Origin of the sequence: Nocardioides sp. SR21, from assembly GCF_022761125.1 — a bacterium.
Taxonomy (GTDB): domain Bacteria; phylum Actinomycetota; class Actinomycetes; order Propionibacteriales; family Nocardioidaceae; genus Nocardioides.
The window spans coordinates 171,065-189,835 of sequence record NZ_JAKWJR010000001.1 but is presented as its reverse complement, the minus strand read 5'-3'; the positions used below and the strand labels follow the sequence as shown (position 1 = coordinate 189,835).

The 18,771-nt window shown below is 71.6% G+C and carries 20 protein-coding genes and 3 tRNA genes; 10 read left to right on the top strand and 13 right to left on the bottom strand.

Translation table 11 applies throughout. The annotated features are described in order from the left end of the window. Positions 1 to 135: 135 nt before the first annotated feature. The 3 genes from nusG to MJ604_RS00975 all read right to left on the bottom strand — a co-directional run bounded on the left by nusG (position 136) and on the right by MJ604_RS00975 (position 1,460). Positions 136 to 1,044, bottom strand: coding sequence for a transcription termination/antitermination protein NusG (nusG, locus tag MJ604_RS00985; RefSeq protein WP_243056407.1), 909 nt, complete (start codon positions 1,042 to 1,044; stop codon positions 136 to 138). 50 nt (positions 1,045 to 1,094) lie between these two features. Beyond that, positions 1,095 to 1,343: a preprotein translocase subunit SecE gene (gene secE, locus MJ604_RS00980; RefSeq protein WP_243056406.1), complete on the bottom strand. Its 249-nt coding sequence runs from the start codon at positions 1,341 to 1,343 to the stop codon at positions 1,095 to 1,097. A 44-nt stretch (positions 1,344 to 1,387) separates the two neighbouring features. Continuing rightward, a tRNA-Trp gene (locus MJ604_RS00975) sits at positions 1,388 to 1,460 on the bottom strand. 192 nt (positions 1,461 to 1,652) lie between these two features. On the opposite strand from MJ604_RS00975, the gene MJ604_RS00970 reads away from it, so the two are divergent. Genes MJ604_RS00970 through MJ604_RS00955 form a run of 4 tightly spaced genes read left to right on the top strand, consistent with a single transcriptional unit; the run spans position 1,653 to position 4,928 of the window. Then, on the top strand, positions 1,653 to 2,942 hold the full coding sequence (locus tag MJ604_RS00970; protein ID WP_243056405.1) for an aminotransferase class I/II-fold pyridoxal phosphate-dependent enzyme: 1,290 nt from the start codon (positions 1,653 to 1,655) through the stop codon (positions 2,940 to 2,942). After that, positions 2,935 to 3,966 carry an adenosine deaminase gene (locus MJ604_RS00965; RefSeq protein WP_243056404.1) on the top strand — a complete coding sequence of 344 codons (1,032 nt, stop codon included), beginning with the start codon at positions 2,935 to 2,937 and terminating at the stop codon, positions 3,964 to 3,966. Before MJ604_RS00970 ends, MJ604_RS00965 begins: the two co-directional genes overlap by 8 nt. Beyond that, entirely contained in the window at positions 3,963 to 4,460 is a 498-nt protein-coding gene (locus MJ604_RS00960; protein ID WP_243056403.1) for a DUF4190 domain-containing protein, read from the top strand. The genes MJ604_RS00965 and MJ604_RS00960 overlap by 4 nt, the downstream gene beginning before the upstream one ends. Before the next feature lie 9 nt (positions 4,461 to 4,469). Further along, entirely contained in the window at positions 4,470 to 4,928 is a 459-nt protein-coding gene (locus tag MJ604_RS00955; protein WP_243056402.1) for a DUF4190 domain-containing protein, read from the top strand. 61 nt (positions 4,929 to 4,989) lie between these two features. On the opposite strand, the gene MJ604_RS00950 is transcribed toward MJ604_RS00955, so the two are convergent. The 3 genes from MJ604_RS00950 to MJ604_RS00940 are packed head-to-tail and all read right to left on the bottom strand — an operon-like array spanning position 4,990 to position 6,777. Beyond that, the gene (locus MJ604_RS00950) at positions 4,990 to 6,003 is read right to left on the bottom strand and encodes a UDP-N-acetylmuramate dehydrogenase (RefSeq protein WP_243056401.1); all 1,014 of its coding nucleotides are present in this window, start codon (positions 6,001 to 6,003) and stop codon (positions 4,990 to 4,992) included. Continuing rightward, positions 5,996 to 6,382 (bottom strand): MaoC/PaaZ C-terminal domain-containing protein, encoded by a 387-nt coding sequence (locus MJ604_RS00945; protein ID WP_243056400.1) that lies wholly within the window; start codon positions 6,380 to 6,382, stop codon positions 5,996 to 5,998. Before MJ604_RS00945 ends, MJ604_RS00950 begins: the two co-directional genes overlap by 8 nt. Next, entirely contained in the window at positions 6,379 to 6,777 is a 399-nt protein-coding gene (locus MJ604_RS00940; protein WP_243056399.1) for a MaoC family dehydratase N-terminal domain-containing protein, read from the bottom strand. Before MJ604_RS00940 ends, MJ604_RS00945 begins: the two co-directional genes overlap by 4 nt. A gap of 17 nt (positions 6,778 to 6,794) precedes the next feature. On the opposite strand from MJ604_RS00940, the gene MJ604_RS00935 reads away from it, so the two are divergent. Next, positions 6,795 to 7,748 carry a hypothetical protein gene (locus MJ604_RS00935; protein WP_243056398.1) on the top strand — a complete coding sequence of 318 codons (954 nt, stop codon included), beginning with the start codon at positions 6,795 to 6,797 and terminating at the stop codon, positions 7,746 to 7,748. A 1-nt stretch (position 7,749) separates the two neighbouring features. On the opposite strand, the gene MJ604_RS00930 is transcribed toward MJ604_RS00935, so the two are convergent. The 6 genes from MJ604_RS00930 to MJ604_RS00905 all read right to left on the bottom strand — a co-directional run bounded on the left by MJ604_RS00930 (position 7,750) and on the right by MJ604_RS00905 (position 12,183). Continuing rightward, complete coding sequence (locus tag MJ604_RS00930) at positions 7,750 to 8,919, bottom strand: hypothetical protein (RefSeq protein ID WP_243056397.1); 1,170 nt, start codon at positions 8,917 to 8,919, stop codon at positions 7,750 to 7,752. Between the two features lie 95 nt (positions 8,920 to 9,014). Further along, positions 9,015 to 9,185 (bottom strand): 50S ribosomal protein L33, encoded by a 171-nt coding sequence (gene rpmG / locus MJ604_RS00925; RefSeq protein ID WP_017932999.1) that lies wholly within the window; start codon positions 9,183 to 9,185, stop codon positions 9,015 to 9,017. Between the two features lie 41 nt (positions 9,186 to 9,226). Continuing rightward, a tRNA-Met gene (locus MJ604_RS00920) sits at positions 9,227 to 9,300 on the bottom strand. Between the two features lie 56 nt (positions 9,301 to 9,356). Next, positions 9,357 to 9,429: transfer RNA gene (locus MJ604_RS00915), tRNA-Thr, on the bottom strand. A gap of 134 nt (positions 9,430 to 9,563) precedes the next feature. After that, complete coding sequence (locus MJ604_RS00910) at positions 9,564 to 10,961, bottom strand: amidase (protein WP_243056396.1); 1,398 nt, start codon at positions 10,959 to 10,961, stop codon at positions 9,564 to 9,566. A 31-nt stretch (positions 10,962 to 10,992) separates the two neighbouring features. Then, complete coding sequence (locus MJ604_RS00905) at positions 10,993 to 12,183, bottom strand: ROK family protein (protein ID WP_243056395.1); 1,191 nt, start codon at positions 12,181 to 12,183, stop codon at positions 10,993 to 10,995. 88 nt (positions 12,184 to 12,271) lie between these two features. Between MJ604_RS00905 and zwf the strand changes: the two genes are divergently transcribed. The 4 genes from zwf to MJ604_RS00885 all read left to right on the top strand — a co-directional run bounded on the left by zwf (position 12,272) and on the right by MJ604_RS00885 (position 17,151). Further along, positions 12,272 to 13,768: a glucose-6-phosphate dehydrogenase gene (zwf, locus tag MJ604_RS00900; RefSeq protein ID WP_243056394.1), complete on the top strand. Its 1,497-nt coding sequence runs from the start codon at positions 12,272 to 12,274 to the stop codon at positions 13,766 to 13,768. Then, positions 13,765 to 15,630 carry a phosphogluconate dehydratase gene (edd, locus tag MJ604_RS00895; RefSeq protein ID WP_243056393.1) on the top strand — a complete coding sequence of 622 codons (1,866 nt, stop codon included), beginning with the start codon at positions 13,765 to 13,767 and terminating at the stop codon, positions 15,628 to 15,630. Before zwf ends, edd begins: the two co-directional genes overlap by 4 nt. Next, positions 15,614 to 16,243 (top strand): bifunctional 4-hydroxy-2-oxoglutarate aldolase/2-dehydro-3-deoxy-phosphogluconate aldolase, encoded by a 630-nt coding sequence (gene eda, locus MJ604_RS00890; RefSeq protein ID WP_243056392.1) that lies wholly within the window; start codon positions 15,614 to 15,616, stop codon positions 16,241 to 16,243. Before edd ends, eda begins: the two co-directional genes overlap by 17 nt. A 95-nt stretch (positions 16,244 to 16,338) precedes the next feature. Continuing rightward, complete coding sequence (locus MJ604_RS00885; protein WP_243056391.1) at positions 16,339 to 17,151, top strand: alpha/beta fold hydrolase; 813 nt, start codon at positions 16,339 to 16,341, stop codon at positions 17,149 to 17,151. On the opposite strand, the gene MJ604_RS00880 is transcribed toward MJ604_RS00885, so the two are convergent. Next, positions 17,132 to 17,692: a DNA-3-methyladenine glycosylase I gene (locus MJ604_RS00880; RefSeq protein WP_243056390.1), complete on the bottom strand. Its 561-nt coding sequence runs from the start codon at positions 17,690 to 17,692 to the stop codon at positions 17,132 to 17,134. The two genes, MJ604_RS00885 and MJ604_RS00880, sit on opposite strands and share 20 nt — an antisense overlap. A gap of 480 nt (positions 17,693 to 18,172) precedes the next feature. Here MJ604_RS00880 and MJ604_RS00875 point away from each other — a divergent pair, with 480 nt between their 5' ends. Next, positions 18,173 to 18,664, top strand: a complete 492-nt coding sequence (locus MJ604_RS00875; protein ID WP_243056389.1) for a hypothetical protein — start codon at positions 18,173 to 18,175, stop codon at positions 18,662 to 18,664. The last annotated feature ends 107 nt before the right edge of the window (positions 18,665 to 18,771 follow it).

Genomic DNA, 18,771 nt, shown 5'->3' with positions numbered 1-18,771 from the left:
CGGGTTCGCCGATACGCGAAATCCCGGTCTCCTGGATCTCGAGACGCGTCGCGCGCCCCCTCGCTTCGCTCGGGGTCACGCCGACGCTCCTCGATCTCTCGGCTCTCCTGCCCGGAGCGAGCTCCGGGCAGGGCCTCAGACCTTCTGGATCTGCGAGAACGACAGCTCGACCGGCGTCTCGCGGCCGAAGATCTCGACGAGCGCCTTGACGCGCTGCGACTCCGCGTTGATCTCGGTGATCGTCGCGTGCAGCGTGGCGAACGGGCCGTCGACGACCATGACCGAGTCGGAGACGTCGAAGTCGGCGACCTCGACCGGCTTCTTCGCGACGGCGCCACCCGAGGTGGACGGAACGCCGGCGGCGACGGCCTCGGCCTCGGCGCGGGCGACCACGGCGGGCGCCAGCATGTTCTCGACCTCGCTCATCGACAGCGGCACCGGCTGGTGGCTGTGGCCGACGAAGCCGGTGACCGACGGGGTGTGCCGCACGGCGGCCCAGGACTCGTCGGTGAGGTCCATGCGGACCAGGACGTAACCGGGGAGGACGGTCCGGCGCACCATCTTGCGCTGGCCGTTCTTGATCTCCGCGACCTCCTCGGTGGGGACCACGATCTCGTGGATGTAGTCCTCCATGTTGAGAGAGATGATGCGGTTCTCGAGGTTCGACTTCACCCGGTTCTCCATGCCGGAGTAGGTGTGCACGACGAACCAGTCACCGGGCTTGGCCCACAGCTCGCGGCGGAAGACCTCGAGCGGGTCGTTGTCGTCGACGTCCGCGTCGTCGTCCGCGTCGCCGTCGGAGTCCTCGGGAGCCTCGTCACCCTCGGCGTGGGAGAGCTCGATCGAGCTGCCCGCCGCCTCGTGGTCGTCGAGCCCCAGGTCGGCGTCGGTGTCCTCGCCGGTGACCTCGGCGTCCAGACGCGGGTCGTCCTCGACGTCGGGCCCGTCGTTGGGCTCGCCGTACTGGTCCTCGAGGGTCGGGTCGACCGCGGTCTCCTCGGTCTCCACCGAGTCGTACTCCTGCTCAGACACGTACTGCTCCATCAACGTCGATTTGCTGCTGAGTTATCCGAGTCATCCGGCGGCAGCCGGAATCACGTGTTGGACGGGCCGGTGAAGATCGCGAAGACGAGCTTTCCGAAGCCCAGGTCGAGCGCCGAGACGATCGCCATCATCGCGATCACGAACACCATCACCACGATGAAGTAGGTGATCAGCTGCTCCTGGGTCGGGTAGACGACCTTGCGCAGCTCCGCGACCACCTGACGGTAGAACGTCGGAAGGCTGGTCCGCTTCTCGGCGTTCCCGCCCCGCGAACCTCGGACTGCCTTGCTGTCCGACACGTCCTTCACCTGCTCCCTGTAGACCGTTCGACCATTTCCCTTTGCAGGGCACGAGGGACTTGAACCCCCAACCTTCGGTTTTGGAGACCGATGCTCTGCCAGTTGAGCTAGTGCCCTTCGCAGCGACCTGCGCGGTGGCCCACCCACGTGCCGCCTAGCCCTGCGAGGGCATGACTGAGCCTGTGGGAATCCACCAGTGATGGAGTCTACGGGGTCGAGGAAGGCTGCGTCCAAACCGGCTGCCGGAGCCGATATCGAGAGCCGATACCCCGTGGACCTCGGACCCAGTCTCTCTGACACGATGGGCGCGTGAGCACGCAGCCCCTCTCCCCGCCGCTGACAGAGCGTTCCCGCGCCGACATCGAGTCCTTCCGCGCGACCCAGCAGACGGCGTACGACGCGCTCGTCGCCTCCGGCCTGAAGCTGGACCTCACGCGGGGCAAGCCGTCCGCCGAGCAGCTCGATCTCTCCGACGGCCTGCTCGCGCTGCCGACGACGACCACGACGCCCGACGGGGTGGACGCCCGCAACTACGGCGGCCTCGCCGGCGTGACCGCACTGCGGGAGATGTTCGCGGACCTGCTCGGCCTCGAGGTCGCTCAGCTGTCCGCCCAGGGCACCTCCAGCCTCACGCTGATGAAGGACGTGCTGTCGTACCTCTGGCTCAAGGGCGGCGTCGACTCGGAGCGCCCGTGGGGCGCCGAGGAGAAGGTCCGCTTCGTCTGCCCGGTGCCCGGCTACGACCGGCACTTCACGCTGCTCGAGTGGTTCGGCATCGAGATGATCCCGGTCGCGATGACCGACACCGGCCCGGACGCCGACGCGATCGCGGCGCTGGTCGCCGACGACCCGACGATCAAGGGCATGTGGCTGGTGCCGACGTACGCCAACCCGACCGGCCAGGTGACCACGCAGGAGGTCGCCGAGCGGCTCGCGTCGATGCCGACCGCCGCGCCCGACTTCAAGATCTTCTGGGACAACGCGTACGCGCTCCACCACCTGACGCGCGACGAGACCAAGAGCGCCGACATCGTGTCGCTGGCCGCCGTCGCGGGTCACCCGCACCGGCCGGTGGTGTTCGCGTCGACGTCGAAGATCACGTACGCCGGCGCCGGCGTCGCGTTCGTCGGCGGCTCCGCCGAGACCGTCTCCTGGTTCCACGACAACCTGGGTCTCGGCTCGATCGGCCCCGACAAGGTCAACCACCTGCGCCACCTCGAGTTCTTCGGCTCGCCGGACGGCGTGCGCGAGCACATGGGCAAGCACCGCGACCTACTGGCGCCGAAGTTCGCCGAGGTCGAGCGGATCCTCAGCGAGCAGCTCGGCGGGCTCGGCGTGGCGACGTGGAGCGAGCCGCGCGGTGGCTACTTCGTGAGCCTCGACGTGCTGCCGGGCACCGCGACCCGCGTGATCGAGCTGGCCAAGAACGCCGGCGTCGCGCTGACTCCGGCCGGCTCGGCCTTCCCGTACCGGAACGACCCCGACGACACCAACATCCGCCTGGCGCCGTCGTTCCCGACGCTCGCCGAGGTGACCGGTGCCATGGAGGCCGTCGCCACGTGCGTGCTGCTGGCAGCGGCGGAGTCACTGCTTGCGTGATCTCCACCAGCTGCCGAAGGCGCATCTCCACCTGCACTTCACCGGGTCGATGCGTCACTCGACGCTGCTCGAGCTCGCCGAGCGCGACGGCATCGCGCTGCCGGACCAGCTGGTCGAGGACTGGCCACCGGTCCTCTCTGCGGCCGACGAGAAGGGCTGGTTCCGCTTCCAGCGGCTGTACGACGTAGCCCGCTCGGTGCTGCGCACCGAGGGCGACGTACGCCGCCTGGTGCGCGAGGCCGCGGAGGACGACGTCAAGGACGGCGGCCGGTGGCTCGAGATCCAGGTCGACCCGAGCGGGTACGGCGCTCGCTTCGGCGGCATCACCGCATTCACCGACCTGGTGCTCGACGCGGTCCGCGACGCGTCGGAGGCGACCGGCCTCGGCATCGCGCTGGTGATCGCGGCGAACCGCACCCGGCACCCGCTGGACGCCCGCACCCTGGCCCGGCTGGCCGGGCAGTACGCCGATCGCGGCGTGGTCGGCTTCGGCCTCTCCAACGACGAGCGACGCGGGAGCACCACCGAGTTCGCGGGTGCGTTCCGCATCGCCGAGGACGCCGGCCTGACGCTCGTGCCGCACGGCGGCGAGCTGCGCGGGCCCGAGCACATCCGCGTCTGTCTCGACTCGCTGCACGCCCAGCGGCTCGGCCACGGCGTCCGGTCGGCCGAGGACCCGGAGCTGCTCGACCGGATCGTCCAGGCCGGCGTCGCGCTCGAGGTCTGCCCGGTCTCGAACGTCGCGCTGGGCGTCTACTCCGACCTCACGTCGGTGCCGCTCCCCGAGCTGCTCGCGGCCGGCGCGACCGTCGCCCTCGGCGCGGACGACCCGTTGCTGTTCGGGTCCCGGCTGGCCGGCCAGTACGCCACGATGCGCGCCGCGCACGAGCTCCCCGACTCCCAGCTCGCCGAGCTCGCCCGGATGTCGGTGCGCGCGTCGAGGGCGCCCGAGACGCTCCAGCGCGAGATCATCGCGGACATCGACGCATGGCTGGCCGCCGAGCCTGACACGATGGGCCCATGAGCTCCTCCGACCCCGAGCAGCCGAGCCCGTACGGCGAGCAGCAGCCTCCGCCGCCGAACCCGTACGGCCAGCCGCAGCAGCCGCAGCAGCCGCCGTACAACCCGTACCAGGCGCCGCCGCAGCAGCCGTACTACCAGCAGCCCTACCCGCCGTCGGGGTACCCGCCGCAACAGCCGGGCTACCCGCCGTACCAGGTGGCTCCGCCGACCGAGGGGCTCGGGCTGGCGTCGATGATCATCGGGATCGCGGCGCTGGTGCTGTCGTGCCTGTACGGCGTCGGCCTGCTCGGTGCGCCGGCCGCGCTGATCATGGGCCGGATCTCGATGAAGCGCATCGACCGCTCGAACGGCCAGCTCGGCGGCCGCGGGATGGCGCAGGCCGGGTTCATCCTCGGCATCATCGGGACGATCCTCCTGGTGCTCGCGATCATCGCGGTGATCGTGATCATCGCGGTCGCGGCCAGCGGTGGCTTCGACGACACGTCGACGTACTGAGGAGACGCCATGAGCAACCCCGAGCCGCCGCCCCCGGAGCCGCAGCAGCAGCCGCAGCAGCCGTACGACCCGTACCAGCCGCCGCCGAACCAGCAGCCGAACCCGCAGCAGGGCTTCCAGCAGGGTTTCCAGCAGCAGTACCAGCCGCCGTACGGCGGCTACGGCTTCACGCCGACGCCGCCCGCGCACAGCTCGGCGACCACGGCGATGGCGCTGGGTCTGATCGGCCTGATCGGGCTGCTGTTCTGCGGCGGTCTCACCCTGCTCCTGTCACCGTTCGCCTGGGCGATCGGCGGCAAGGCGGTGCGCGAGATCGACGCGAACCCGGGCGCCTACAGCGGCCGCGAGCAGGCCTTCGCCGGCAAGGTGATGGGCATCATCGGCACGGTGCTGCTGATCATCGGCGTGCTGGCGTTCGCCGCGTTCATCGCGTGGGTGGTCACGCTCGACACCAGCACGCTCGACTAGTGCCTGAGTCGGGTGTCCGGGCGGGCTGCGCGAAGCGCACCCGGACCTTCGAATCGGGGCGCTAGAGCGAGCAGCCGAGCAGCACCGGCTCGTTGACGAGCCGGATGCCGAACGCGAGCTCCACACCGTCACGGACCTCGAGCGCCAGCGCGAGCAGGTCGGCGGTGGTGGCGCCGCCCCGGTTGGTGAGCGCGAGCGTGTGCTTGCCGGACAGCGCGACCCGCTCGTTCCCATGCCCCTTGGCGAAGCCGGCGTGCTCGATCAGCCAGGCGGCGCTGGTCTTCACGGTGCCGTCCGGCTGCGGCCAGGCCGGGGCGCCCTCGGGCACGGCGTCCGCCGGGATCACCGGGTTGGTGAAGAACGAGCCCGCGCTCCACGTGTCGTGGTCGTCCGGGTCGAGCACCATGCCCTTGCTGCCGCGCAGCTCCAGCACCGCGCGTCGTACGTCGGCCAGCGCGGCCCGCTCCCCCAGCTCGACGCCGAGCACGCGGGCGAGCTCGGCGTACGCCACCGGACCGCCCAGGGAGCCCTGCCGGAGCTGGAACGTCACCGCGAGCACGACGTGCCGGCCGGGGTCGGCCTTGAACCGCGAGGTGCGGTAGCCGAAGCCGCAGTCGGCGTTGGCGAACGTGCGGATGCCGTTGAGCTTGCGGTCCCAGACCCGCACGCTGGCGATGGCCTGGCTGACCTCCTGGCCGTAGGCGCCGACGTTCTGGATCGGCGTCGCGCCGACGGAGCCCGGGATGCCGGACAGCGCCTCGATCCCGGACCACTCCTTCTCGACGGCGAGCGCGACGAAGTCGTCCCAGCTCTCGCCGGCGGCGACCGTCACCAGGACGCCGCCGCACGAGACGCCGTCCTCGACGTCCGGGCTGATGCCGCGGGTGGCGATCTCGACGACGCGGCCGCGGAAGCCGTCGTCGGCCACGACGAGGTTGCTGCCACCACCGAGGACGAGCACCGAGCGGTCGGTGTCCAGGGCAGCGGCGAGGTCGGCCTCCGAGGTGACCGTGACCCACTCGTCGGCGGGGCCGCCGAGCCGCAGCGTGGTGTGGTCGGCGAGCAGCTCAGGCACGCACGACCGCCTTCGGCATGCCGAGCACCTTCTGGCCGTCGCAGGTGACGGTCAGCTTCACGGTGGTGAGCCCGTCGTCCTCGGTCGCCTCGCCGGCGACCTCGATGTCGACGCCACCCTCGGCGGGGACGACGACCGGGTTGGTGAACTTGCAGCCGAAGCTGACCACCTCGGCGCCCGGGAACCACGACGAGACCGCGCGGGCCGCGAGCGCCATCGTGTACATGCCGTGCGCGATGACGCCCGGCAGCCCGACGCCGAGGGCGACCTGCTCGTCCTGGTGGATCGGGTTGTGGTCGCCGCTGGCACCGGCGTACGCCACGAGGTCCGCGCGGGTGATCGTGTAGGTCTGCGTCTCGAGACTGAGGGGGGCGGTCATGCCTCACCTCGGTGGACGAGGGTGGCGCTGGTCGAGCAGACCAGGGCACCGGACCCGTCGGTGATCTCGCTGGTGGTCCCGATGATGTCGTTGCCGCCGATCTGGCGCAGGCTGCTGACGGTCAGCGTCGCGGTCAGCACGTCCCCGGGCACGACCGGCCGCTCGTAGCCGAACTTCTGCTCGCCGTGGACGATCCGGTACAGGTCGAGCGACTCCGCCTCCAGGAACGCGTTCATCGCGTCGAACGCGAGCACGATCGGGTACGTCGCCGGAGCGGGGCCGCCGTCGTACTCACCGCCGGTGGCGGCGACGAAGGTGCCGATCCCCTCCGCGGTGACCACATAGGGTCGGGTGGGTGGGAAGACTCGGCCGACGAGGGACTGGTCGACTGGCATGGCCCCAAACTATCGGGTTGCTGCTGGTCGTCAGCGTGCTGGTCACCGGATGCCGCGGGGACGAGCCGGACGGCGAGCGGTCGCCGCAGGGCAGCCCGGACGTGCGCGGCAGCTGCGGCCCGCTCGCGTTCGAGGACGTGCGCGGCCGGCCGCCGCAGCACCTCGCCACCGACGAGCTCGCCCGCTTCCCGAACGACCGGGACGCCTGCGCGGGCGTGTGGCTGCGCACCGGGCGCGGGTTCGTGCCGCAGGGGCTCGCGGTCGAGGGGCGCACCGCGTGGGTCAGCGGCTTCGACGGCAACGCGCGGGTCGGCTACCGGTTCTGCCGCATCGAGCGGATCGACCTGCGCACCGGCCGCCGCCTGGACACCCTCGACCCGGTCACCGGACAGGTCGGTGACCGGCCGCCGGTCGGCTGCCACCACGGTGGCGGGCTGGTGCGCGACGAGCACGGCCTGTGGCTGGTGGAGACCGGGCGGCTGTGGCTCATCGACCCAGATGCGCTGGAGGTCGAACGCGCGTGGGCCCTGGCGTCACCGCTGCGGGGCTCGTTCGCGCTGCACGACGACGACGGCCGGCTGGGCATCGGCCGGTGGCACCCGCACCGCAGGGCGCAGGTCGACTGGTTCGACACCGACGAGCTGATCGGCTCCTCCGCGCTCGACATCACCGAGGCGATGTCGACCGGCCACACCGTCGCGCCTCGAGCGACCCAGGGGGCGGTGTGGGCGGAGCGGCCGTGGTTCGCGCAGTCGGTCACCCGGTGCGGCGTGCTCTCCGGCCCGGGGCGGCGCGGGTTCGTCCCCGGCGCCGAGGGCATGGCCCTGGTCGGCAAGCGCTCGATGTGGGTCGTCAGCGAGGCCGGCACCCGGCACTACCAGGACCTCGGCGGGCGTCCCGTCGTACCGCAGCTGATCCGGATGGATGTCTCGCGTGTGCGGTCGTGGAGCGGCCCCGACTGCGAGCTCTGACCTACGGGAGATAGGTCTGGGCGCACGTCCAGAGGGCGGCCGTGTATGTGCGCGGCGCCTCGCGCACCAGGGATCCGGCGACCGTGACGCCACCCTGGGGTGCGTACGCCGTGACACCGCGTCCGACGTCGGCGGCTCCGCTCGAGTCGGAGCCGGACGGGACAGGCAGTTGCGCAGTCCGCATCGGGTTGCCGGTCGTGGCGATGGAAGGGCCGTCGTCCCGGTCTCCGCTCCGGTCGACGAAGCCGTTGCCGACGACGTACCGGCCGTCCGCTGTCACCGCCGCGATGTCGAAGCCGGGGACGAGCTCGCGCGGTCGGCCCTGGGTGCTGGGCCACAGCACATGGCCGGGACGGTGCCCGAAGATCCGGCCTCGGTCGTCGACGAGGTCGGTCTCGTGGATGACGTGCTCGCCGAGCTTGCGCAGCGAGCCGTTCCCGCCGTCGAGGCGCCACCACCCCGCCCGCCCGCCGGGGCCGACCTCACCCACGATGAGCCCGTGGTTGTTGACGGCGACGGCCTCACCCCCGCCCGCCCTCCAGTCGCCCCGCGCACTGGGCGGGAGCGGCAGCCGCTCGAGGACCCCGCGGCGCCACACCACCGGTTGGGTGGAGAGGCGGGGATAGGGATGCATGTAGCCGTCGGTGAGGTACCCGACCACCAGGCCGTCGTCGTTGATGTCGGTCACCCACGCGAACTTCCGCGTACCGGTGCCCTTCAACCACGTGGTGGTCCCGTGCTTCCAGAGCTCTCCCGAGCTCCCGACCCGGAGCCAGCCGGTGTACTCGCTCTGGGTGTGCCAGCGCCAGATGGTCCGTGCGATGAGGACGACGCCGTCGTCGTTGACCGCGACGGGCTCGCGGGTCAGGCGCTTGCCGGGGCCGAGCCCCTTGCGCTGGCGGCCCAGGTCCAGTGGCGCTTCACCGTCTCGCCAGAGCGTGATGTGGCGGATGTCGCGGCGGGTGCCACCGGCGTCCTCCTCGACCGCGGTTCCGACGACCCAGCCCTCGTCGTTCATGGCCACCGCCCAGGTGTCGGTGGCCCACGACGGCGCCGGGAGCTCGAGGACCTCCGCAGGGCACGCGGCGGCCGTGGCCGTCGCCGGCGCGACCACTCCCGGGACGGTTGCGGCGAGGAGCAGGGCTCCGGACAGCAGCGCGATGATCCGCATCCAGGGAGTCTGGGCACACGCTCGAACGGCTAAACACCCGGGGACGCAGAACGGCCCGCCAGGTACCTGGCGGGCCGAACGTGGGAAGACTGGGATCAGCGCGTCTCGCGGTGCGCCTGGTGCTTGCGGCAGCGCGGGCAGAACTTCGCCAGCTCGAGACGATCGGGGTCGTTGCGGCGGTTCTTCTTGGTGATGTAGTTCCGCTCCTTGCACTCCACGCAGGCGAGAGTGATCTTGGGGCGAACGTCGGAGCTCTTGCTTGCCACGGGAAGTCCTTGGTTGTCGGTACTGGTGTCGCAGTGCTGAGTAGCGGGGGCGGGACTCGAACCCGCGACACCACGATTATGAGCCGTGTGCTCTAACCACCTGAGCTACCCCGCCACGAGGGCACGGCCGCGCGGACCAGACTAACTGGTCCGCGCAAGATCCCTACCCAGAGCCCCTTTACGGAATCGAACCGTAGACCTTCTCCTTACCATGGAGACGCTCTGCCGACTGAGCTAAAGGGGCAACGACGGAGAACTATATACAGGGGTTGCGGAGATAGAAAAATCGGCCCCGCCCCGACCTGTTGAGGCCCAAAACCAGGCCCCGAACCAGGCCCAGAACCGGGCCCAGAACCGGGCCCAGAACCGGGCTCAGAATCAGGCTCGGATCGAGGCCCACGGACGGGCCTCCTCGAGCTCGTAGGCCAGCTCCAGCAGGAGGGCCTCGCGGCCGGCTCCGGCGCTGAGCATCATCCCCTGCGGAAGGCCTGCGGCGGTGGCGGCAAGGGGCAGCGAGATCGCCGGATCGCCGGTGGCGTTCTGCCACGGCGTGAAGGCCACCCAGTCGAGGACCCGCTCCATCACGGTGTCGAAGTCGAGGGTCGGGTCGAGGTGCCCGACCAGCGGCGTCTCGTGCGCGAGCGTGGGGCTGAGCGCCACGTCGTACGTCTCGTGGAACCGCGCGGAGACGCGGGCGGTACGCCGCAGCCGGGCGATCGCGCCGGGCAGCCGGTGCATCCGCCGGCGGCAGTGCCGCTCGAGGCCGAGCGTGAGGTTGTCGAGGCGGCCGGCGTCCCAGCCCGGGCCGAGCTGGCGGCCGGTGCGGACGATCGTCATCGCGAGCATCGACCAGTAGAGGAGGAAGTCCTCGGGGATCGTCCGCGGCGCCGGGTGGTCGACCTGCTCGACCTGGTGGCCGAGCTCCTCGAGCAGCCGCGCGGTCTTCAGCGTGAGCTCGGCGACCTCGGGCGCCGACGCCCGGCCGATGCCGGCCGTGTGGACGGCGACGCGCAGCCGCTTGTGGCCCGGGCGGGTGACGTCGCCGATCGGCGGCAGCCGCAGGGCGCGGTAGACGTGCTCGGACTCGCGCAGGAACGCCGCGGTGTCGCGCACCGACCTGCTCAGCACGCCGTCGGAGACGATCCGGATCGGCATCTGCCGGTTCATCTTGTCCTGCGCCAACCGGTCCCGCGTGGGCTTGAGACCGACCAGCCCGTTGACGGCCGCCGGGATCCGGATCGAGCCGCCGCCGTCGTTGCCGTGCGCGAGGGGTACCGCCCCCGCGGCGACGAGCGCCGCCGCACCGGCCGACGAGGCGCCGGCGGTGCGCGCGGTGTCCCACGGCGAGCGGACCGGGCCGATCCGCGGGTGCTCGGCGGACGGGCTGAAGCCGAACTCGGAGAGCTGGGACTTGCCGATCGGCACCAGGCCGGTCGCGAGGAACATCCGCGCGAAGTCGCCGTCCTTCTTCAGGGAGCGCGCCCGGTAGGCGTCGCAGCCCTGCTGGGTGGGCATCCCCGCGGCGTCGACGTTGTCCTTGAGGAACGTCGGGACGCCCGCGAAGAACCCGCCGCGCGGATCGCGCGCCTCGGCGCGAGCGCGGTCGTAGGCGACGTACGACACCGCGTTGAGGTCGGGCTGGAGCCGCTCGGTGCGGGCGATCGCGGCGTCGACGACCTCGGGGATCGACACCTCGCCGTCCTGGATGGCGGCGACCAGGCCGACCGCGTCGAGGTCACCGAGGGCGTCGTCGGAGAAGGCGTGCACGCGCGTCACGCCGCTCAAGGTAGCGCGGCTCGCGCCCGGGTCAGAGGGACGCGGCAGCGAGGCGGGCGTCGACCGCGACCGGCGCGAGCACGTGGTCGAGCGCGAGCGCGGCGCACCCGACGACCCCGGCCCGGTCACCGTGCGTCGCCGGCAGGAACTGCAGGTCCCGGGTGGCCAGCGGGGCCGAGCGCCGGTAGACGCTCTCGCGCACGCCGGCGACGTAGAAGTCGAACGCCGCGGCCATGTCGCCGCCGATCACGACCGCACCGGGGTTCAGCAGGTTGATCGCGACCGCGAGCACCTCGCCGAGCTCGCGCCCGCTGTCGCGCAGCAGGCCGCGGGCGAAGGAGTCGCCCTGCAGCGCCAGCGACACCAGGTCGCGCACGTGGTCGACGGCCTGGCCGGACTCCTCGAGCTTCGCGACCAGCGCCCAGCCGCCCGCGATCGTCTCGAGGCAGCCGGTGGCGCCGCAGCGGCACGGCTGCTCACCGGCAGCGTCGACGGTGGTGTGGCCGATCTCCCCGGCCGCGCCCAGGTGACCGCTGAGCACGCGTCCGCCCGCGACGATGCCGAGCCCGAGGCCGGTCGAGGCCTTCACGACCAGCATGTCGTCGAGGCCACTGGCACCGCCGAGCAGCTCGGCGCGGGCGAGCACGTCGGCGTCGTTCCCGACGAAGAGCGGGGCGTCCGCGAGGTCCGCGAAGTACGGCGCCAGCTCGACGCCGTCCCAGCCGGTCATCACCGGGGAGCCGATGCTGATCCCGCGCGAGCGGTCGAGGGTGCCGGGCAGGCTGAGCCCGATGCCGAGCACCGGCGGCGCGACGCCGTCGAGCAGTCCGCCCAGGCGGCGTACGACGTCCGGGAGCAGCTCGTCAGGACCGACGCCGACCTCGTGGTCGCGGGAGTCGGAGGAGATCTCCTGGCCGTCGAGGTCGAGGACGGCCAGCTGGCTGCGGGACCGGCCGATGGCGACGGCGAGCACCACCCCGGCGTCCTGGTTGAACACCAGCGCGCCGGGCGGGCGGCCGCCGGTCGAGGCCAGCTCCTCGCCGAGGCGGAGCAGGCCCGCGGAGGTGAGCGCCGTGACCCGTGCGGTGACCGCGGTCCGGGACAGCCCGGTGAGCATGCGCAGCTGCGACCGGGTGCTGGCCCGACCGGTGCGCACCAGGTCGAGCAGCTCTCCGGCCGTCGCGGGCGCCGCGGTCTCCCGCGTCTCGACAACCTGACTCACGCGGGAGAGCATAAACCCCGTTAGTTTGATCTTGAAAAAACCTTAGTTCTGCTTGCAACGTGCCGAACTTGTGCCTAACGTGAACGACATGGAGCAGCATCCGACCTCGCACGTGCTTCCCGACTCGTGCGACTTCACCGTCTTCGGTGGCACCGGCGACCTGGCCCTGCGCAAGCTGCTGCCGGCGCTGTACCACCGGGACCTCGAGGGTCAGCTCCCCGCCGACTACCGGATCCTCGGCGTCTCGATGTCCGACCTCGACGACGCCGGCTGGCGCGACGCCGTCCACGCGGCGCTCGAGACGTTCGTCGCGGCCGACCAGCTGGTGACCCCGGTCGTCGACCGCTTCCTCGCCCGGCTCTACCACCTGCGCCTGGACGCCCAGAACCCGGCGGACTGGGACCGGTTCCACACGATCCTCAAGGACCGCGCGCACCCCGAGAACGCCGTCCGGGTGTTCTACCTCGCCGTCGCGCCGCGCCTGTTCGGCTCGATCTGCCAGCGCCTCGACGAGATCGGCGTCGTCGACGAGCGCGCCCGCGTCGTGCTGGAGAAGCCGATCGGCCACGACCTCGCCTCCGCCCGCGAGGTCAACGAGGCCGTGGGCCGGGTCTTCGACGAGTCGCAGATCTTCCGCATCGACCACTACCTCGGCAAGGAGAGCGTGCAGAACCTGCTCGTCACGCGCTTCGCCAACACCTTCCTCGAGCCGCTCTGGAACTCCCGCTGGGTCGACCACGTGCAGATCACGGTCTCCGAGACCGTCGGCATCGGCGGACGCGGCGAGTACTACGACCACGCGGGCGCACTGCGCGACATGGTGCAGAACCACCTGCTGCAGCTGCTCTGCCTGGTCGCGATGGAGCCCCCGACGTACGTCGGCCGCGAGACCGTCCGTGACGAGAAGGTGAAGGTGCTGCACGCGCTGAAGCCGATGACGCCGGACGCCGTCGACCGCGACATCGTGCGCGGGCGGTACGACGTCGGGCTGGTCGACGGCGCGCCCGTGCCGTCGTACTCCGACGACCTCGGCCACAGCGGCTCGCGCACCGAGACGTTCGTGGCCCTCAAGACCGAGGTGCAGAACTGGCGCTGGGCCGGGGTCCCCTTCTACTTGCGCACCGGCAAGCGGATGGACCGCCGGGCGTCCGAGATCGTGGTGTTCTTCAAGGAGCCACCGCACTCGATGTTCCCCGGGGCCGAGGGCGTCACCGCGCCGAACCGGCTGCACATCCTGGTCCAGCCCGACGAGGGCATGCGCCTGCACCTCACCGCCAAGGAGCCCGGGCCCGGGGGCTACCGCCTCCGCCCGGTCTCCTTGGACCTCAGCTACGCCGCGGCGTTCGACGCGCGGCTCCCCGACGCCTACGAGCGCCTGCTCATGGACGTCATCAAGGGCAACCCCACGCTCTTCATGCGGCGCGACGAGGTCGAGGCCGCGTGGACGTGGACCGAGCCGATCCTGCGCCGCTGGTCGACGATGCCCGACCGCCCGAAGCGCTACCCGGCCGGCACGACCGGACCGACCGCCGCCGCGATGCTCCTCGAGCGGGACGGCCGAACCTGGCAGGAGCCTGACCAGTGACCCTCCACCCCGTCCTGCAGGACGTGACCGCGCGGATCGTCGAGCGCAGCGCCGAGGGCCGCGCGGAGTACCTCCGCCGGATCCGCGCCGCCGCCCAGACCGGCCCCGCCCGCGGTCGGCTCGCCTGCGCCAACCTCGCCCACGGCTTCGCGGCCTCCGAGCCGACCGAGAAGCAGGCCCTGCGTGGCCACGTGAAGCCCAACCTGGCGATCGTGTCGTCGTACAACGACATGCTCTCGGCGCACCAGCCGTACCGCGACTACCCCGAGACGCTGAAGAAGGCCGTGATCCGGGCCGGCGGCATCGCCCAGTTCGCCGGCGGCGTGCCCGCGATGTGCGACGGCATCACGCAGGGCCGCGACGGCATGCAGCTGTCGCTGTACAGCCGCGACGTGATCGCGATGTCGACCGCGATCGCGCTCTCCCACGACATGTTCGACGGCGCGCTGATGCTCGGCGTCTGCGACAAGATCACCCCGGGCCTGCTGATCGGCGCGCTGTCGTTCGGCCACCTGCCGACCGTCTTCGTGCCCGCCGGCCCGATGACCTCCGGCCTGCCGAACTCCGAGAAGGCCAAGGTCCGCCAGCTGTACGCCGAGGGCAAGGTCGGCCGCGAGGAGCTGCTCGAGGCCGAGGCGGCGTCGTACCACTCCGCCGGGACGTGCACGTTCTACGGCACCGCGAACTCCAACCAGCTGCTGATGGAGGTGCTCGGCCTGCACCTGCCGGGCTCGTCGTTCGTGAACCCGGGTACGCCGCTGCGCGAGGCGCTCACGAAGGCCGCCGGCCGGCGCGTCACCGAGCTGACCCGCCAGGGCGGCGAGCCGACGCCGATCGGCGAGATCGTCGACGAGAGGGCGATCGTCAACGCGGTCGTCGCGCTGCTCGCCAGCGGCGGGTCGACCAACCACACCATGCACCTGGTCGCGATCGCCCGCGCCGCCGGCATCACGCTGACGTGGGACGACATGTCCGACCTGTCCGCGGTCGTGCCGCTGGTCAGCCGGATGTACCCGAACGGCGAGGCGGACGTGAACCACTTCCACGCCGCCGGCGGGATCGCGTTCCTCGTGCACACGCTGCTGCGCGCGGGCCTGCTCCACGACGACGTGCTGACCGTCGCCGGTCGCGGCCTGTGGCGCTACACGCAGGAGCCCGTGCTGCGCGGCGACGACCTCACGTGGGAGGAGGGGCCGAAGGCCTCGCTCGACCACGACGTGCTGCGCCCGGCGTCCGACCCGTTCTCCGCCGACGGCGGGCTGCGGATGCTGAGCGGCCCGCTGGGCCGCGCCGTGATCAAGACGTCCGCGGTGAAGCCGCAGCACCGACTGGTCACCGCGCCGGCGGTGGTCTTCGACGACCAGCACGACTTCCTCGAGGCGTTCGGCCACGGACACCTCGACGGCCGCGACTTCGTCGCGGTGATCCGCTACCAGGGACCCGCCGCGAACGGCATGCCGGAGCTGCACAAGCTGACGCCCGCGCTCGGCGTGCTGCAGGATCGCGGCCAGAAGGTCGCGATCGTGACCGACGGCCGGATGTCCGGCGCGTCCGGCAAGGTGCCCGCGGCGATCCACGTGACGCCCGAGGCCTCGCTGGGCGGCCCGCTGTCGCGCGTGCTCGACGGCGACCTGATCACGCTCGACGCCGACAGCGGCCGGCTCGAGCTGCACGTCGACCCCGCGGACCTGCAGCAGCGGCCGATCACCGGCCGCGCGCCGCAGGGCCCGGAGTGGGCCGGCACCGGCCGCGAGCTGTTCGCGGCGTTCCGTGCCACCGTCGGGTCCGCGGACACCGGCGCCAGTGTGTTCCCGGGCGTCACCGCCCCCGGCCAGGAGGTCCGTGTTGCCCAGCTTGCATGACGTCGATCTGCTCAGCGTCGTACCGGTGATGCCGGTCGTCGTCGCGAACTCCGCCGACGAGGGCGTGGCCATCGCGCACGCCCTCGTCGCCGGTGGCCTGCCCGCCATCGAGCTGACGCTGCGCACCGACGCCGCTCTCGACGCGATCCGCGCGATCGCCGACGAGGTGCCCGAGATCCTGGTCGGCGCCGGCACGATCACCCGGCCGGGTCACGCCAAGCTCGCCGCCGACGCCGGCGCGAAGTTCCTCGTCTCCCCCGGCACCACCGGCTCGCTGCTGCACGCCATGCAGGACACCGGGCTGCCGTTCCTGCCCGGCGTGGCCACGCTCTCCGAGGTGCTCGCCGCGCTGGAGGCCGGCATCACCGAGCTGAAGTTCTTCCCGGCCGAGGCCGCGGGCGGTGTGCCGTTCCTGAAGTCGGTCAGCGGCCCCGTCCCGACCGCACGCTTCTGCCCGACCGGCGGCATCACCGCCGCCTCGGCGGCGTCGTACCTCGCGCTGCCGAACGTCGGCTGCGTGGGCGGCTCGTGGCTGACCCCGGCCGATGCCGTCGCGTCCGGTGACTGGGACCGCATCACGAAGCTCGCCGCGGAGGCTGCCGGACTGCGCTGAGGGTCGAAGCTGACCTGTGCAACCCCCCCGGTGACTCCTTCACCGTGCGGTGCAGCTGGCGCGGTCCGACGTTGGACTCCGCTAACGTGCGCCGGGTGCCGCGTGAGTACGACGTCGAGCTGCCCACCCACACCGTCCGCGTCCTCGAGTGGGGGCCCGAGGACGGGCCGCTGGTCGTCGCGCTGCACGGGTTCCCCGACACCGCGCTGACGTGGCGGCGGGTCGCGCCGCTGCTCGCGGACGCGGGCTGGCGGGTGGCGGCGCCGTACCTGCGTGGGTATGCGCCGTCGGGCATCCCGAGCGACCGCGACTACTCGGTGCGGGCGCTGGTGGGCGACGCGATCGCGTTCCACGCGCTGCTCCGTGGCGACGAGCGGACGGTGCTGCTCGGCCACGACTGGGGCGCGATCACGACCAACGCGGTCGCGGCGGACCCCGTGTCGCCGTACGCGAAGCACGTGGCTCTGGCGGTGCCGCCGCTCAACGCGATGAGCGGCTGGGACCCGGCGCTGCTGCGGCAGCCGCTGCACTCCTGGTACATCGCCTACAACCAGGTGCCGGGCCTGGCCGAGCGGACGTTCGAGTGGCTGACCGCCCGGCTGTGGCGGCTCTGGTCGCCGGGGTACGACGCCGCCGAGGACCTCGCGCACCTGCGGGCGTCGGTGCCGGACCGGGCCCGGGCGAAGGCGGTCGTGTCGTACTATCGCGCGATGCTCGGCCCGGGGATCAAGCCGGCGCTGGCCGACCCGATCCACCCGCTGCTGGTGCTGCACGGCGCCGACGACCGGTGCATGGAGGCCGGTCTCGCCCGGTTGGCCGGCGCGACGCCGGTCGCGGGGGCGGGCCACTTCATGCAGCTGGAGCGGCCCGAGGTCGTCGCCGCGGAGATCATCCGCTTCCTCGCCTGAAGCACCCGACGAGGTGGGGGTCGAAGACGCCGATCGCCTCCATCAGCGCGTACATCGTCGTCGGCCCGACGAACGCGAACCCGCGCTTCTTGAGGCCCTTCGAGAGCGCGATCGACTCGACAGACGTGGTCGCCGGCTCGACCGGCGACTCGTCGGGCGCGAACGACAGCACGAACGCCTCGAGCCCGACGTCGTCGCGCAGCGCCACGGTCGCGCGGGCGTTCGTGATCGTGGCCTCGATCTTCATCCGGTTGCGGACGATCCGCGGCTCGGCCATCAGCCGCTCGACGTCGTCGGGACCGAACGCCGCGATCGCGTCGGCGTCGAAGTCGTGGAAGACCTCGCGGAACGCCGGGCGCTTGTTGAGGATCGTCGACCAGGACAGCCCGGACTGGAAGGCCTCGAGCGTCAGCCGCTCGAGGTACGCCGACTCCCCGTGGACGCGGTTGCCCCACTCGGTGTCGTGGTAGTCGCGCATCACGCCTGGGCCGCCGGCCCAGGGGCAGCGCACGATCCCGTCCTCGCCGGTCAGCGGTCCCATGGCTCCATCCTGACCCAGGGCGCCGACAGTGCTGGTGTCGAGGCTCGCTTCACTCGCACCTCAATCACCGGGCGCACGGTGGTCGAGGAAGGCGCGCTGGCGCCTGTCTCGAGACCATCGCCGGTGCAGGACGGTGAGGGCGCGGGTCCGCGCTGATCGCGGCATGAGCGGGCGAATGTCGGCCAGCGGTGCGCGAGCAACCGTTCGGTCCATGCAAACGGTTGCTGGCTCACCGCCGATGCGCCACGCGCCCTCAACTCGGCAGATCCGCGCAGCTCGCGGCAGATGAGTGCGTTCCTAACAGGCCGTCGAGATACTCGGTCTGTGCGAGAACCGTCGACCGAATGGGTGGCCTTGTCTCCGCGCTACACGCCGGGCTGGCCTTGGCCCGAGGACTCCTACGGGTTGGGTCCGATGTACGGCGACGACGGTTGGTGTCGAGGTTGCGGGACGCCTCTTGTCGATCAGTCGGGGGCGCTCGTGATCCAGAGCGCGAAGTTTCCGAGCGCCGAAGTCTGGATGCCGAACTGGCTGTTCGACGTCGTCTGCGTGTCGGAGCGGGTGGCCGCTGAGGTCAGCGAGCGGTTCGTCGTGGACATGGGCGAGGTGTACAAGCCACGGAACGGACCGACTGCAACGAGACAGATTCTGCCGCGCCAGACGACTCAGGACTGGCACCGCCCCGCTGATCTGGAGCGTGCGGTGCGAGCCCGCCATGGCCAGCACTACGGCGAGACGACGGGGTCGTCATGCAATCAATGTGGTCGATGGAAGTGGTTGCCGGTCAGCGAGAACGAGGCGCCGATCAGCGGCGTCGCCGTGGCCTCAGCCTCTGATGTCATTGCGTCGCCGGAGAGGTTTGGCAGTGGACTGAACTCGTTCCGGCACGTGCTCTTCCGGCGACCCCTCGGAGAGATGCTCTTGGCAGCGAGCCCACGGAACTGGGATCTCGTCGAGGCGGTGATCCAGTAGGCACCGTGGTCCCAGCGAGACCGCTCATCGGCAGATCCGGGCGGATGGTTCCTCGCACTCCTGCCACTGGACCATGCCGACAGCGGAGATCTTCCGGCGCCTGGTGC